Consider the following 14,967-nt stretch of genomic DNA (forward strand, 5'->3'; position numbering starts at 1 on the left):
ACGAGGAGACGACCGACCCATGCCCAGCCTGGCCACGGGGGCGGAGACCATGCCGCGCTCCGGCATCCGACAGGTGATGGACCTCGCGTGGAGCCTGCCCGGCCCGGTGATCGGCCTGCACGTGGGGGAGCCGAGCTTCCCCTCGCCGGCGCACGTCGTCGAGGCGGCCCGGGCGGCGTACGCCGCCGGGGAGACGCACTACGTCCCGAACGCCGGGATCGACCCGCTGCGGCAGGCGATCGCGGAGAAGGTCAGCACGGTCAACGGCTTCCCGGCGACGCCCGCGCAGGTGGTCGTCTCCGCGGGCGGGGCGCAGGCGCTGCACAACGCGCTGTCCCTGACGATCGGCGCCGGCGACGAGGTGCTGATCCCCGACCCGGGCTGGCCGAACTACGCCATGGCGGTGCAGCTGCTGCAGGCGGTCCCGGTGCGCTACCCCCTGCGGCCGGAGAACGGCTTCCGCCCCGACCCCGGCGAGCTGGCCGGCCTGGTCACCGACCGCACCCGCCTGATCGTGGTCAACACCCCGTCCAACCCGCTCGGCACGGTGCTCCCGGCCGCCGACGTCGAGGCGCTGGTCCGCTTCGCCGAGGACCACGACCTCTGGCTGCTCTCCGACGAGTGCTACGACGCGCTGACCTTCGACCGGCCGCACGTCAGCCCCGGCCGGTTCGACCGGGACGGCCGCGTGCTGAGCGCCTTCAGCTTCTCCAAGACCTACGCGATGACCGGGCTGCGCGTCGGCTACCTGGTCAGCCCCGGGGAGGACGTCGCCCGGCAGGCGGCCAAGCTGCAGGAGCCGCTGCTGGCCTGCGTCAACGCCCCCGCCCAGGCCGCGGCGCTGGCCGCGCTGCGCGGCCCGCAGGACGACGTCGTCGCGATGCGGGAGACCTACCGGCAGCGGCGCGACCTCGCCGTCGAGGCGCTCGGCGCCTGCGGGCTGGGGTACCTGCGCCCCGAGGGGGCCTTCTACCTGTGGGTCGACGTCCGGGACCGCAGCGGCGGGGACGTGGGGGCGTGGTCCCTGGAGCTGCTGCGCCGGGACTCCGTCGCCGTGGCGCCGGGCACCACGTTCGGGCCGCTCGGGGAGGGGTGGGTGCGGCTGTCGCTGGCCACGGACACCGACGACCTGCTGGAGGGCATCCGGCGGATGGGTGCGGCGCGGTGACCGGCGCCCGCCTGCAGCCCGGGCCGGTGCTCACCGGGAGCGGTCTGGTCGCCATCCTGCGCGGCCGGTCCGGGGAGCGGCTGGCCGCCGCGTGCGAGGTGCTCCTCGACGCCGGCGTCCGCTGCCTCGAGGTCACGATGAACACCCCGGGCGCCCTGGACGTGGTCGGCCGGCTGACCGCCGACGCCGGCGCGGGGACCGAGATCGGCGTCGGCACGGTGCGCCGGCCCGAGGAGGTGGACCGCGCCGCCGACGCCGGCGCCGTCTTCGTCGTCGCCCCGAACACCGACGAGGCGGTCGGGCGGCGCGCCGCCGAGCGCGGACTGGCCTGGTACCCCGGCGCGCTCACGCCCACGGAGATCGCCCGCGCCTGGGACCTGGGGGCGACCGCGGTGAAGGTCTTCCCGGCGGGGTCGGCCGGCGGCCCGCGGTACCTGCGCGAGGTGCGCGGCCCCCTCGACGACGTCCTGCTGGTGCCCACCGGCGGCGTCGGCGTCGAGGACGTGCCCGGCTACCTGCAGGCGGGCGCGGTCGCCGTCGGGATGGGCGGCCCGCTGCTGGGCCGGGCGCTCGAGGACGACGCGGAGCTGGCCGGGCTGGCCGGCCGGGCCCGCGCCGCGCTCGACGCGGTGGCCCGGGGGCGGTCCGGCGCGTGAGCGCGGCGGGGGAGCCGGCCGTCGTCCGCGGCGTCGTCACGCTGGGGGAGACCATGGCGCTGCTGTGGCCGCCGGAGGTCGGCCTGCTGCGGCACGCGCCCGTGCTGCGGCTGGGGATCGCCGGCGCCGAGTCCAACCTGGCCGTGGGCGCGGTGCGGCTGGGCGTGCCGGCCACCTGGATCGGCCGGGTCGGGGACGACGAGTTCGGCCGCCTGGTCGCCACGACGCTGCGCGGGCAGGGCGTCACCACGACCGCCGTCGTCGACCCCGGCGCCCCGACCGGGCTGATGGTCAAGGAGCGGCGGACCGCGCGGGCCACCCGCGTCCTCTACTACCGCTCCGGCAGCGCCGGCTCCCGGCTGTCCCCGGACGACGTCGACCCCGCGGTCGTCGCCGCGGCCGGCGTCCTGCACGTCACCGGGATCACGCCGGCCCTCAGCGCCTCCGCGCGGCAGGCGGTCCTCGCGGCCGTGGAGGAGGCCCGGTCGGCCGGCGTGCCGGTGTCGGTGGACCTCAACTACCGCAGCGCGCTGTGGTCCCCGGCCGAGGCCGGGCCGGTGCTGCACGAGCTGGTGCGCGCCGCGGACGTCGTCCTGGCGACCGAGGAGGAGGCCCGCCTGCTCGTCGAGGGCCCGGACGACCGGACGCTGCTCGCCGCGCTGGGTGCCCTGGGGCCCCGGCAGGTCCTGCTGAAGAAGGGGGCCGCGGGCTCGCTGTCGAGCGTTGACGGCGTGGTCCACCGCGTCCCGGCCCGCCAGGTCGACGTCGTGGACCCGGTGGGGGCCGGGGACGCGTTCGGCGCGGGCTACCTCGGCGGCCTGTGCCTGCGGCTGCCGCCGGAGGAGCGGCTGGCGCTGGCGACCTCGGCGGGGGCGTTCGCGGTGACGGTGCCCGGCGACTGGGAGGGGCTGCCGTCGCGCGCCGACCTCGCGCTCCTGGACGCCGACCCGGACACCGTCGTGCGCTGAGCGCGGCCCGCGGGGACCGGGGGACCCGAGGTCCGCCGGGCTGTCCGCGGTGCCGCGTAACCTCGCCGCGTGGCTCTGGCGCTCTACCGGAAGTACCGCCCGGCGACCTTCGCCGAGGTGGTCGGCCAGGAGCACGTGACCACCCCGCTGGTCAACGCCGTCGACGGCGGCCGGATCAACCACGCCTACCTGTTCAGCGGCCCGCGCGGCTGCGGCAAGACGTCGTCGGCGCGGATCCTGGCCCGCTCGCTCAACTGCGAGCAGGGGCCGACGTCGACCCCGTGCGGGGTGTGCGCGTCCTGCGTCGCGCTGGCTCCCGACGGCCCGGGCTCGCTCGACGTCATCGAGATCGACGCGGCCAGCCACGGCGGTGTCGACGACGCCCGCGACCTGCGGGAGCGCGCCTTCTTCGCGCCGGTGAACAGCCGCTACAAGGTCTACATCGTCGACGAGGCGCACATGGTGACCACGCAGGGCTTCAACGCCCTGCTCAAGGTGGTCGAGGAGCCGCCGGAGTTCCTGGTCTTCGTCTTCGCGACGACCGAGCCGGACAAGGTGCTGCCGACGATCCGCTCGCGCACGCACCACTACCCGTTCCGGCTGGTGCCGCCGACGACGCTGCGCGGGCTGCTGGAGAAGACCTGTGCCGCCGAGGGCGTGCAGGTCGAGCCGACGGTGTTCCCGCTGGTCGTGCGGGCCGGCGGCGGCTCGGTGCGCGACTCGCTGTCGATCCTCGACCAGCTGCTGGCCGGCGCCGGGCCCGAGGGCGTCACCTACGCCGGCGCCGTCGGGCTGCTCGGCGTCACCGACGACGCGCTGCTCGACGAGGCCGTCGACGCGCTGGCCGCGCAGGACGCGCCGGGTGTGTTCCGGGCCGTCGACCGCGTCGTGGAGGCCGGGCACGACCCGCGCCGCTTCGCCACCGACCTGCTCGACCGGCTGCGCGACCTCATCGTCCTCGACGCCGTGCCCGACGCCGGCGCCAACGGCCTGCTCGACTGCCCGCCCGACCGGCTGGACCTGATGGTGCAGCAGGCCAAGGCGCTGGGGTCGGCGACGCTGTCGCGCCTGGCCGACACGGTGCACGCCGGGCTGACCGAGATGCGCGGCACGACCGCGCCGCGGCTGCTGCTGGAGCTGGTCTGCGCGCGGATGCTGCTGCCGGCCACCGACGACACCGCCGCGGGCGCGCTGCAGCGGCTCGAGCGCCTCGAGCGGCGGCTGGCGATCGGCGGCGTGCCGGAGGCCGGTGCCGGTGCCGGTGTCGCGCCCGTGGCGCCCGTCCGCGAGGCCGCGCGCCCCGCGCCGGTCCGCGAGGAGCCGGCGCCGGCGCCGGTCGGGCACGGCGGCCCGCCGCGGCGCGAGTACGTCCGCCCCTCGCAGCGGGCCGCGCAGCCCCCGGCCGCGCCCGAGCCGCCCGCGCCCGCGGCGCCTCCCGCCGCGCCGCCCGCGGCCCCGCCCGCCCCGGCGGCCGCGGGTCCGCTGCCGAGCCCGGCGCCCGCCGCGGCCTCCCCGGCGGCGGCTGCCGACGACTGGCCGGAGACCCGGGCGCCCGGCGCCGGTGCCCCGGCCGCGGCGTCCCCGGCGGCGTCCTCCCCGGCAGCCGCGGCCGACGACTGGCCCGAGACCACGCCGCCCGGGTCGGCGCCGTCCCGCCCGGCGCCCGCCCCGGCCGGCCCCCGGCCCGGCGCGCGGGTGGCCACCGGGGAACCCGACATCCCGCTGCCGCCCGAGCCGACCGACGACGAGGACTGGCCGCACCCGGCCCAGCCCGACGCCGCGCGCGCCGCGGCGGTCCGGGTGGCCGAGCCGCGCCCGCCGGCCGCGCCCCCGCGGGCCGCCGCCGGGTCCGCGCCCGCCCCGCGCGGCGGGGAGCCGACCCCGGTGGTGTCCGCGAACCCGCCCGCCGACCAGGCCGGGGACGCCGGCGAGGGCGGGCTGGGCACCGGCGACGTCCGCCGGGTGTGGCCCGAGCTGCTCGCCGTCGTCAAGCGGCACAAGCGCACCACCGAGGCGCTGCTCAAGAACGCGCAGGTGCACGAGCTGCGCAACGGCGTGCTCACGCTGTCGACGTCGTCACCCGCGCTGGCCCGCCGGATCGGCGACGACCTCAACAAGGACGTGCTGCGCGAGGCGCTCAACGAGCTGCTCGGCGTGCGCTGGAAGGTCGAGGCGGTCGTCGAGGGCGCGACCCGCGGCTCGGGTCCCGCCGGCCCGTCCCCGGAGGCCGCGCGCGAGGCGGCCCGGGCGGCGGAGGCCGCCGAGGCGCGCGAGCTCATGGCGCAGCGGGCGGCCGAGGGCGACGACCCCGCCGCCGACCGCGAGCCCTCCGTCGACCCCGAGCAGGCGGCGCTCGCGCTGCTGCGCGCCCAGCTCGGCGCCCAGCCGCTGGAGGGCTGACCGCGCCGGTCCCGGCCGCCGTCCCCCCGGATGTCGGACCGGCGGCCTACCCTCGGGTCATGTTCCCCGGTGGTGGCCAGCCCGACCTGTCCGCGATCCTGCAGCAGGCCCAGCAGATGCAGCAGGCGCTGGCCGCCGCGCAGGAGCAGCTGGCGAACGAGGAGGTCACCGGCTCGGCCGGCGGCGGCCTGGTCACGGCCACGATGACCGGCGACGGCGAGCTGCGGGCGGTCACCATCGCGCCGTCGGCCGTCGACCCCGACGACGTGGAGACCCTGCAGGACCTCGTCGTCGCCGCCGTCCGCGACGCCTCGCGCCTGGCGAGCGAGCTGACCGCCGACCGCATGGGCCCCCTGGCCGGTGGTCTGGGCGGCGGCTTCCCCGGGCTGCCCGGCGCCTGACCGGCGCACCACCTCTCCCTTCTCCCCGAGGAGCACCGTGTACGAGGGGGCCGTCCAGGACCTCATCGACGAGCTCGGCCGCCTGCCCGGCGTCGGGCCCAAGAGCGCGCAGCGCATCGCCTTCCACCTGCTCGCCGCCGAGTCCGCCGACGTCGGCCGGCTGGTCGCCGCGCTGCAGCGCGTGCAGGCCGAGGTCCGCTTCTGCGTGACCTGTTACAACGTCGCCGAGGGCGAGCAGTGCCGGATCTGCAAGGACCCGCGCCGCTCCGACGACGTCATCTGCGTCGTCGAGGAGCCCAAGGACGTCGTCGCCATCGAGCGCACCCGCGAGTTCCGCGGCCGCTACCACGTCCTCGGCGGCGCGATCAGCCCGATCGAGGGCGTCGGCCCCGACGACCTGCGGGTCAAGGAGCTCATGACCCGGCTCATGGACGGCACCGTCACCGAGCTGATCATCGCCACCGACCCCAACCTCGAGGGCGAGGCCACCGCGGCCTACCTGGCCCGGCTGGTCGGCCCCCTGGGCCTCACCGTCTCCCGCCTGGCCAGCGGGCTCCCCGTCGGCGGCGACCTCGAGTACGCCGACGAGATCACCCTGGGCCGCGCGTTCGAGGGCCGCCGCCGCATCGACGCGTAGCACCTGCACCCCCCTCGGGCCACAGGCGCCGTCCAGCGAGGTCACAGGATGGTGTCGATGGGAGCCGACGGCTCGGGGAGCGCTCCCCGGGAGACCTAGGGTCCGACGCACGTCCGTGCGGTTCTTCCACCGCACGGCCGCCCAGCGTCGAACCCATCCGGCCCATCGGGGTCGAGAAGGCAGGTCTTCCGCGATGCAGCGTCGACCACAGCGTGCGCTGGCCGCCTCGGCGGCCGTGCTCACCGCAGTGACCCTGGCCGCCTGTGCCTCCAGCGACCGGGACTCCGGCTCGGGCGGGGAGGGTGGCGAGGCCCAGTCCGGCGGCACCCTCGTCTTCGGGGCGGCCGGCGACCCGGCCATGCTCGACCCGGCCTTCGGCAGCGACGGCGAGACCTTCCGCGTCTCCCGGCAGATCTTCGAGGGCCTGCTGGGCAACGAGCTGGGAGGGACCGATCCCGAGCCCGAGCTGGCGGAGGACTGGGAGGTCAGCGAGGACGGCCTCGAGTACACGTTCAACCTGCGCCAGGGCGTGAAGTTCCACGACGGCACCGACTTCAACGCCGAGGCGGTCTGCTTCAACTTCGACCGCTGGTACAACTTCGAGGGCCTGGCGCAGAGCCCCAGCGCCTCGTACTACTACCAGGCGGTCTTCGGCGGCTTCGCCAGCACGCCGGACTTCCCCAGCATCTACGAGAGCTGCCAGGCGAGCGACGAGAACACCGCGGTCATCCGGCTGACCCAGGTCACGTCGAAGTTCCCCGCCGCCCTGGCCCTGCCGGCGTTCTCCATCCAGAGCCCCACGGCCCTGCAGGAGTACGACGCCGACAACCTCTCCGGCAGCGAGGACGCGCTCACCTACCCCCCGTACGCCCTCGAGCACCCGGTCGGCACCGGTCCGTTCAAGTTCGAGAGCTGGGACCGCGGCAACGGCGAGGTCACCATCGTCCGCAACGACGACTACTGGGGTGACCCCGCGCTCCTCGACGAGATCATCTTCCGGACGATCCCGGACGGGAACGCCCGCCGGCAGGAGCTGCAGGCCGGCTCGATCGACGGCTACGACTACGTGGCCCCCGCGGACTACCAGACGCTGGAGGACGAGGGCCTCCAGGTCCTGGTCCGCGACCCGTTCAACATCCTGTACCTGGGGATCAACGGCGGCAACGTGCCCGGCGTCAACGCCAACCCGGCGCTGCAGGACCCGCGGGTGCGCCAGGCCATCGCGCACGCCATCGACCGCGAGACCATCGTCAACTCGCTGCTGCCGGAGGGTGCGGAGGCGGCCACCCAGTTCATGCCGCCGACGGTCGACGGCTGGGCCGAGGACGTCACCACCTACGACTACGACCCGGACCGGGCCCGGCAGCTCCTCACGGAGGCCGGCCAGCTCGGCACGACACTGCGGTTCTACTACCCGACCGACGTCAGCCGGCCCTACCTGCCGGACCCGGCCGCGATGTTCCAGGTCATCAGCCAGAACCTGACCGACGCCGGCTTCACCATCGAGCCGACGGCGCTGCCGTGGAACCCGGACTACACCAACGCGGTGCAGGCCGGCCAGGCGGACGTCCACCTGCTCGGCTGGACCGGCGACTACAACGACGCCTACAACTTCATCGGCACGTTCTTCGCCGAGGACGCGAACAACCAGGCGTCAGCGGAGTTCGGTGCCTTCAGCGCGCCGGAGATCTTCCAGGCCCTGGCCCAGGCGGACCAGGAGCCCGACCCGAGCCGCCGCACCGAGCTCTACCAGGAGGCCAACCGGCTGATCATGGACTACCTGCCGGGTGTCCCGATCTCGCACTCGCCGCCGGCGCTGGTGGTGGCGGAGAACGTCCAGGGCCTGGAGCCCAGCCCGCTGACCGCCGAGGAGTTCGCGACGGTGTCGCTCAGCGACTGACCCGCAGTGCCGGCCGCGCCGGGCAGGTGGATCCTGTCCCCGGCGCGGCCGGCGCCGTTCCCGCCCCCCGGAGAGGTGAACCGAGCGCGTGCTCCGCTTCGTCGTCCGGCGGCTCCTGCAGCTGATCCCGATCCTGCTGGGGCTGTCGGTCCTGCTCTTCGCCTGGCTGCGGGCGCTGCCCGGAGGGCCGGCCCAGGCCGCGCTCGGTGAGCGGGCCACCCCCGAGGCGGTCGCCCGCTACAACGAGCTGTTCGGACTCGACCAGCCGCTCTACGTGCAGTACCTGCGCTTCCTCGGCCGCGCCGTACAGCTGGACTTCGGCAACTCCGCGCGCACCGGGCGCCCGGTCACCGAGGAATTTCTCGAGCGGATGCCCGGAACCATCGAGCTGACCCTGTTCGCGATGGTCTTCGCGATCGGCGTCGGCATCCCGCTGGGGTACCTGGCCGCCCGACGCCACGGCAGCTGGCTGGATTCGGCGTCGGTCATCGGCTCGCTGCTCGGCGTCGCCATCCCGGTCTTCTTCCTGGCCTACCTGCTGCGCCTGCTGTTCGCCGTCGAGCTGGGCTGGCTGCCCGGTTCCGGCCGCCAGGAGGTGCGCATCGACGCCACCCGGGTCACCAACTTCTACGTGCTGGACGGGTTGCTCACGCGCGAGTGGGACGCCGCCTGGGACGCCTTCGAGCACCTGATCCTGCCCGGGATCGCGCTCGGCACGATCCCGCTGGCCATCATCGTGCGCATCACCCGGGCCTCGGTCCTGGACGTGGTGAACGAGGACTACGTGCGGACGGCGAACGCCAAGGGCCTGGCGACGGCGACCGTCCGGCGCCGCCACGTCCTGCGCAACGCGCTGCTGCCCGTCTCGACGACGATCGGCCTGCAGACGGGCCTGCTGCTGTCGGGGGCGGTGCTCACCGAGACGGTGTTCGCCTTCGGCGGGGTGGGGTCGGCCATCTACGACGCGATCTTCCAGCGGGACTACGCGCTGCTGCAGGGCTTCGTCCTCATGCTGGCCATCATGTACGTGCTGGTGAACCTGCTGGTCGACATCTCCTACGGGCTGCTCGACCCCCGGGTCAGGGTCTCGTGAACCAGGGGGAGGGCCGATGACCGCGGTGGGCGACGTCCGCCGGCGGCGGATCGACGAGCTGGCCGCCCGCGCCGGCCAGGTGCCCGAGGGGGAGGGCGGCGTCTCGCTCACCCGCAGCGCGTTCCGCCGGCTGCGGCGCAACCCGGTGGCGATCCTCGGCGCGGTCATCGTCGTCGTGTTCCTGGTGGTCGCGGCGTTCGCGCCGCTGCTGGCCCCGCGGGACCCGCTGGCGCAGACGCTGCTGTCGGAGATCCGCCCCGGCTACATCCCCGGTGCCCAGGCGGGCTTCCCCCTCGGCGCCGACGAGCTCGGCCGCGACCTGCTGTCGCGGCTGATCGTCGGCTCCCGCCAGTCGCTGCTCATCGGGGTGGTGTCGACGCTGCTCGGCGTCGTCGTCGGCATGTCCCTCGGTGTCCTGGCCGGCGCGTTCGGCGGCTGGGTCGACACCGTGATCATGCGGTTCGTCGACATCGTCCTGTCCATCCCGAGCCTGCTGATGGCGATCAGCATCTCGGTGCTCCTGGGCCAGAACCAGTGGTCGCTGATGATCGCGATCGCGGTGACCCAGGTCCCGGTCTTCGCCCGGCTGCTGCGCGGGTCGATGCTGAGCCAGCGGAACAGCGACTACGTCCTCGCCGCCCAGGCCCTGGGCATCAAGCGCGGCCGGATCGTCTTCGGCCACGTCCTGCCCAACTCGCTGTCGCCGGTGATCGTCCAGACGACGCTGTCACTGGCGACGGCGATCATCGAGGCCGCGGCCCTGTCCTTCCTCGGCCTGGGCGACCCCGACCTGGCCCGGCCGGAGTGGGGGGCCATGCTGTCCAACGCGCAGGACTTCCTGTCCGTCCGGCCGGAGCTGGCGATCTACCCGGCCCTGTGCATCATCGTCGTCGCGCTCGGCTTCACCCTGCTCGGCGAGTCGCTGCGCGAGGCGCTCGACCCGAAGTTCCGGAGGTGAGCCCGCTGACCATCGAGGAGCTGCCGCCCCGGTCCGCCGACCGCACCGGCCTGCCCGTGCTCGAGGTCGAGGACCTCACCGTCACGTTCACGCGGCGCGGCGAGCAGCCGACGCGGGCGGTCGACGGCGTCAGCTTCGGCGTGGCGCCGGGTGAGACGATCGGGCTGGTCGGTGAGTCCGGCTGCGGCAAGTCGGTGACGTCCCTCGCGGTCATGGGCCTGCTGCCGCGCCGCGGCGTGGAGGTCGGCGGGTCGGTCCGGCTCGACGGCGCTGAGCTGCTCGGTGCTCCCGAACGGGAGCTGCGGGACCGGCGGGGCGCGGACATGGCCATGGTGTTCCAGGACCCGCTGTCCTCCCTGAACCCGACGGTTCCCATCGGGACCCAGGTCACCGAGGTCCTCCTCCAGCACCGGGAGCTGTCGAAGAAGGACGCCGTCGACGAGGCCACCCGCCTGCTCGACCGCGTCGGCATCCCCGATCCCCGGCGCCGGCTCAAGGAGTACCCGCACCAGCTCTCCGGCGGCATGCGGCAGCGGGCGCTGATCGCCATGGCGCTGGCCTGCGCGCCCCGGCTGCTCATCGCGGACGAGCCCACGACCGCGCTCGACGTGACGATCCAGGCGCAGATCCTCGAGCTGCTGCGCGAGCTCGTCGTCGAGTCGGGGACGGCGCTGGTGATGATCACCCACGACCTGGGCGTGGTCGCGGGGCTCTGCGACCGGGTGCACGTCATGTACGCCGGCCGGATCATCGAGTCGGCAGACCGGCACGACCTGTTCGCCCGACCCCGCCAGCCCTACACGGGGGGCCTTCTGGCCTCCGTCCCGCGGCTGGACGGCGCTCGCGGCGCGCCGCTGCACCCCATCCGCGGCTCCGCGCGCGACGCCATCCCCTGGGCCGAGGGCTGCGCGTTCGCGCCGCGGTGCGACAACGCCCAGGACGACTGCCTCACCGAGGTCGCGGGCAGCACGGTGCCGCTGGAGTACGACGGACCCGGCCGCGAGCTGCGCTGCCGGCACCCCCTCGAGTACCCCGGGCCCCCGGCCGGGGCCACCGCGTCCGGAGCCGCCCGATGACCGCCGCCCCGTCCGCCGACCCGCTGCTGCGGGTCGAGGGCCTCCAGGTGCACTTCCCGATCAAGCGGGGGGTCCTCGTCAACCGCACCGTGGGGCACGTCCGCGCCGTCGACGGCGTCGACCTGAGCATCGGCCGCGGCACCACGTACGGCCTGGTGGGGGAGTCCGGCTGCGGCAAGTCCACCCTCGGGCGCGCCGTCCTGCGCCTGGTCGAGCCCACCGGCGGGCGGGTCGTCTTCGACGGGACCGACGTCGCCTCCCTGTCGGGGGAGCCGCTGCGGACGATGCGCCGCCGCATGCAGATGGTCTTCCAGGACCCGCTGGGCAGCCTCGACCCCCGGCAGAACGTCGAGTCGCTCCTGTCCGAGCCGCTCGTCGCCCACGGACTGGGCGGTGGCCGGCAGGGCATCGCCGAGCGGATCCGGACGCTGCTCGACGCGGTCGGCCTGCCGTCGGCCGCGCTGCGGCGCTATCCGCACGAGTTCTCCGGGGGGCAGCGTCAGCGCATCGGCATCGCCCGGGCGATCGCCCTCGAGCCGGACCTGCTCATCGCCGACGAGCCGGTCTCCGCGCTCGACGTCAGCGTGCAGGCGCAGGTGGTCAACCTGCTCGAGGAGCTGCAGGAGCGGCTGGGCCTGACCTACCTCGTCATCGCGCACGACCTCGCGGTGGTCCGGCACATCAGCGACGTCGTCGGCGTCATGTACCTGGGCTCACTCGTCGAGCAGGCTCCCTCCGACGTCCTCTACACCGAGCCGCTGCACCCGTACACGCGGGCGCTCATGAGCGCCGTCCCGGTGCCCGACCCGGTGGTCGAGGAGAGCCGCGAGCGGATCCTGCTGGCCGGGGACCTGCCGTCGCCGGCCAACCCGCCCAGCGGCTGCCGTTTCCACACCCGGTGTCCGTGGCGGCAGGACACCCGCTGCGACGACGAGGCGCCCGTCCTGCGCGAGCTGGGCACCGGGCACCTGGTGGCCTGCCACTGGGCGGAGGAGATCCGCGACGGGCTGCTCGCGCCGCGCTCGCCGGAGGAGGTCGCCGCGACACAGGGCGTCAGCGTCCGCCCGACCGGCGCGGAGAGCCCGGAGAGCGATGCCCTCGTGCAGGGTCTCGACGCGCCGATCGAGCGGACCTAGGCCTCAGTCCTCCACGACGACGTCGTCGCCGCGGCGCAGCGCCCGCTTCACCCGCAGCCGCAGCACCTTCGCGTAGCCCCGGACGAACTGGGTGTAGCCCGGCGTGGGCCCGTGGTAGCCGAGGAAGCCGCGCGGGCCCTCGACCATCTCGCCGGTGCGCACGTCGAACCGGCTCTGGTGCCACGGGCAGACCAGGCAGCCGTCCTCGTCGAGGGACCCCTCGGAGAGGTCGGCGAGCTGGTGGCGGCAGCGGCGGGACACGGCGAAGTACTCGCCGTCGCGGTTGCCCACCGCCCACCTCCCGGCCCGGCCCACCGTCCCCGGGGGCAGCCGGTCGGCGGGGATGCGGTCGGTCTCGCTCACGGGTGGTCCTCCTCGGGTCGGGACTCGGTCGACCGCCCCCTACCCGGTCGTGCCCGTCCCATCCCGCCGAAAGGGAGGCGCCCACCTAGGGTCGGGACCGTGCGCCGGCTGATGGGGGTCCTCGCAGTCACGGCCGCGGTCCTGGTCGCCGGCGGCAGCCCGGCGCTGGCCGAGCCGCCCTTCGACGTCCCCGACGAGGTGACCGACCGCGCCGGCGTGCTCGGCTCCGGGGGACTCGCGCAGGTGCAGCAGGCGGTCGACGAGCGGCAGGCCGAGGACGGCACGCAGGCGTTCGTCGTCTTCGTGGCCAGCTTCGACGGCATCGACCAGGGGGCGTGGGCGCAGGCCACCGCGGAGGCGTCCGGGCTCGGGTCGACCGACGTGCTGTTCGCCGTCGCGGTGGACGACCGGCGTTACGGCTACTGGGTCGACGACGCGTTCCCGCAGACGGACGCGGAGGTCGAGGAGTTCCTCGCGCGCGACGTCGAGCCCGAGCTCGGCGCCGACGACTGGGCCGGCGCCGGGGTGGCCTTCGCCGAGGGCGTCGGCGACCCGGCGGGCTCCGGCTCCGACGGCGGCTCGGGGGCCGTCACCGCCGCCGTCGTCGGAGGGGTCGCCGTCGTCGGCGGAGGTGCCTACCTGGTGGCGCGCTCGCGGCGCCGCCGGCAGGGGACGCCGCCCCCGACGACGCGGATCGAGCGGCCCGACCCGAACGCCGGTGTGCCCACCGAGGAGCTGCAGGGCCGGGCCGGCGCCGCGCTGCTCGACCTCGACGAGGCGGTGAAGACCTCCCAGCTGGACCTGGACTTCGCCCGGCTGCAGTACGGGGAGGCCGCCGTCGCCGGGTTCACCGAGGCGCTGGGGCAGTCGCGGCAGGAGCTCACCCGCGCCTTCACGCTGCGCCAGCAGCTCGACGACGAGATCCCGGAGGACGAGCCGGCGCGGCGGCGGATCCTGGGCGAGATCCTGCAGCTCACCGCGGCCGCCGACGCCCGGCTCGACGAGCAGGCGCAGGCCTTCGAGCAGCTGCGCGACCTCGAGCGCACCGCCCCGCAGGCGCTGGAGGCGCTGGGCCCGCGGATCACCGCGCTGCACGGCCGGCTGCCGCAGGACGAGCAGCGGATGACCCGGCTGCAGCGGCGGTACGCGGCGTCCGCCCTGGCGCCGGTGGCCGACAACCTCGACCAGGCCCGCGCGCGGCTGGCCGCCGCCGAGCAGGAGGTCGCCGAGGCCCGGGCCGCGCTCGACGCCGGCCGCTCCGGCGAGGCGGTGGGCGACCTGCGGGCGGCCGAGGACGCGGTGGCCCAGGTCGGCACGCTGCTCGACGCCGTCGCCCGGCTCGAGCGCGACCTCGAGGAGGCCGCCGCCCGGCTGCCCGCCGTCCGCGCCGAGACCGAGGAGGACCTCGCCGAGGCACGCGCCCTGGTGGCCTCCGGGAACGCCGGCGGGCTGCGGCCGCAGGTGGCCCGGGCCGAGGCGGGGCTCGCCGCGGCGGAGGAGGCCATGGGCTCCGGCGACGGCGCGCTGCCCGACCCGCTCACCGCGCTGCGCCGGCTGGAGGAGGCCGACGTCGCGCTGGAGCAGGCGCTCGCCGTCGCCCGGGACGCGCAGACCCGGGCCCGCCGGGCGGCCGCGGCGCTGGACCAGACGCTGCTGCGGGCCCGCTCGGCGGTGGCCGCCGCGGCGGACTTCGTCGACACCCGGCGCGGCGCGGTCGGCCCCGAGGCCCGCACGCGGCTGGCCGAGGCGCAGCGCCACCTCGACGCCGCCGTCGGCACCGGGCGCACCGACCCCGAGGGCGCGCTGCGGGAGGCGCAGCTGGCCGACCAGCTCGCGCAGTCGGCGCTGCAGCTCGCGCAGTCCGACGTCGCCACGTGGTCCTCGGGCTACGGCGGCGGGTACGGCGGCGGGTACGGCGGCGGCTACGGCGGCGGCTACGGGCCGGGGTACGGGCCGGGCTACGCGCCGGGGTACGGCGGCGGGCGGGGCGGCGTCGACCTCGGCAGCCTCGTGCTCGGCGGCATCCTGGCCGGCGGCTTCGGCGGCGGGCACGGCCGGGGCCACGGGGGCGGGGGCCTCGGCGGTGGCTTCGGTGGTGGCCTGGGGAGCAGTGGCGGGCGGCCGCGGGGCGGCAGCTTCGGCGGCTCGCGCAGCCGCGGCCGCAGCGGCGGCGGCCGCTTCTGACGCGGCTCCGGGAGACAACCGGCTCCT

At 75.8% G+C, this 14,967-nt stretch carries 13 protein-coding genes; 12 read left to right on the top strand and 1 reads right to left on the bottom strand.

Annotated features, from left to right (window positions below):
• Positions 1-19: 19 nt before the first annotated feature.
• The 11 genes from ACI8AB_RS17495 to ACI8AB_RS17545 all read left to right on the top strand — a co-directional run bounded on the left by ACI8AB_RS17495 (position 20) and on the right by ACI8AB_RS17545 (position 12,393).
• Positions 20-1,168: a pyridoxal phosphate-dependent aminotransferase gene (locus tag ACI8AB_RS17495; protein ID WP_456951158.1), complete on the top strand. Its 1,149-nt coding sequence runs from the start codon at positions 20-22 to the stop codon at positions 1,166-1,168.
• Positions 1,165-1,824: a bifunctional 4-hydroxy-2-oxoglutarate aldolase/2-dehydro-3-deoxy-phosphogluconate aldolase gene (locus ACI8AB_RS17500; RefSeq protein ID WP_456951159.1), complete on the top strand. Its 660-nt coding sequence runs from the start codon at positions 1,165-1,167 to the stop codon at positions 1,822-1,824. Before ACI8AB_RS17495 ends, ACI8AB_RS17500 begins: the two co-directional genes overlap by 4 nt.
• The gene (locus ACI8AB_RS17505; protein WP_456951160.1) at positions 1,821-2,792 is read left to right on the top strand and encodes a sugar kinase; all 972 of its coding nucleotides are present in this window, start codon (positions 1,821-1,823) and stop codon (positions 2,790-2,792) included. Before ACI8AB_RS17500 ends, ACI8AB_RS17505 begins: the two co-directional genes overlap by 4 nt.
• Positions 2,793-2,861: 69 nt before the next feature.
• Positions 2,862-5,192, top strand: a complete 2,331-nt coding sequence (locus tag ACI8AB_RS17510) for a DNA polymerase III subunit gamma and tau (RefSeq protein ID WP_456951161.1) — start codon at positions 2,862-2,864, stop codon at positions 5,190-5,192.
• 59 nt (positions 5,193-5,251) lie between these two features.
• A complete protein-coding gene (locus tag ACI8AB_RS17515; RefSeq protein ID WP_387987505.1) occupies positions 5,252-5,593 on the top strand; it encodes a YbaB/EbfC family nucleoid-associated protein in 342 nt (113 codons plus the stop codon).
• 37 nt (positions 5,594-5,630) lie between these two features.
• Positions 5,631-6,230: a recombination mediator RecR gene (gene recR / locus ACI8AB_RS17520; RefSeq protein ID WP_387987503.1), complete on the top strand. Its 600-nt coding sequence runs from the start codon at positions 5,631-5,633 to the stop codon at positions 6,228-6,230.
• 193 nt (positions 6,231-6,423) lie between these two features.
• Complete coding sequence (locus tag ACI8AB_RS17525) at positions 6,424-8,130, top strand: ABC transporter substrate-binding protein (RefSeq protein ID WP_456951162.1); 1,707 nt, start codon at positions 6,424-6,426, stop codon at positions 8,128-8,130.
• A gap of 88 nt (positions 8,131-8,218) precedes the next feature.
• Entirely contained in the window at positions 8,219-9,223 is a 1,005-nt protein-coding gene (locus ACI8AB_RS17530) for an ABC transporter permease (protein ID WP_456951163.1), read from the top strand.
• 16 nt (positions 9,224-9,239) lie between these two features.
• Positions 9,240-10,181, top strand: a complete 942-nt coding sequence (locus ACI8AB_RS17535; RefSeq protein WP_456951164.1) for an ABC transporter permease — start codon at positions 9,240-9,242, stop codon at positions 10,179-10,181.
• Complete coding sequence (locus ACI8AB_RS17540) at positions 10,178-11,257, top strand: ABC transporter ATP-binding protein (protein ID WP_456951165.1); 1,080 nt, start codon at positions 10,178-10,180, stop codon at positions 11,255-11,257. Before ACI8AB_RS17535 ends, ACI8AB_RS17540 begins: the two co-directional genes overlap by 4 nt.
• Positions 11,254-12,393, top strand: a complete 1,140-nt coding sequence (locus ACI8AB_RS17545; RefSeq protein ID WP_456951166.1) for an ABC transporter ATP-binding protein — start codon at positions 11,254-11,256, stop codon at positions 12,391-12,393. The genes ACI8AB_RS17540 and ACI8AB_RS17545 overlap by 4 nt, the downstream gene beginning before the upstream one ends.
• Positions 12,394-12,396: 3 nt before the next feature.
• Here the strand turns inward: ACI8AB_RS17545 and ACI8AB_RS17550 are convergent, their stop codons facing one another.
• Positions 12,397-12,756, bottom strand: a complete 360-nt coding sequence (locus ACI8AB_RS17550; RefSeq protein ID WP_387987494.1) for a Rieske (2Fe-2S) protein — start codon at positions 12,754-12,756, stop codon at positions 12,397-12,399.
• A gap of 99 nt (positions 12,757-12,855) precedes the next feature.
• Between ACI8AB_RS17550 and ACI8AB_RS17555 the strand changes: the two genes are divergently transcribed.
• Complete coding sequence (locus tag ACI8AB_RS17555) at positions 12,856-14,940, top strand: TPM domain-containing protein (RefSeq protein WP_456951167.1); 2,085 nt, start codon at positions 12,856-12,858, stop codon at positions 14,938-14,940.
• The last annotated feature ends 27 nt before the right edge of the window (positions 14,941-14,967 follow it).

It is taken from the genome of Geodermatophilus sp. SYSU D00698, from assembly GCF_054050335.1.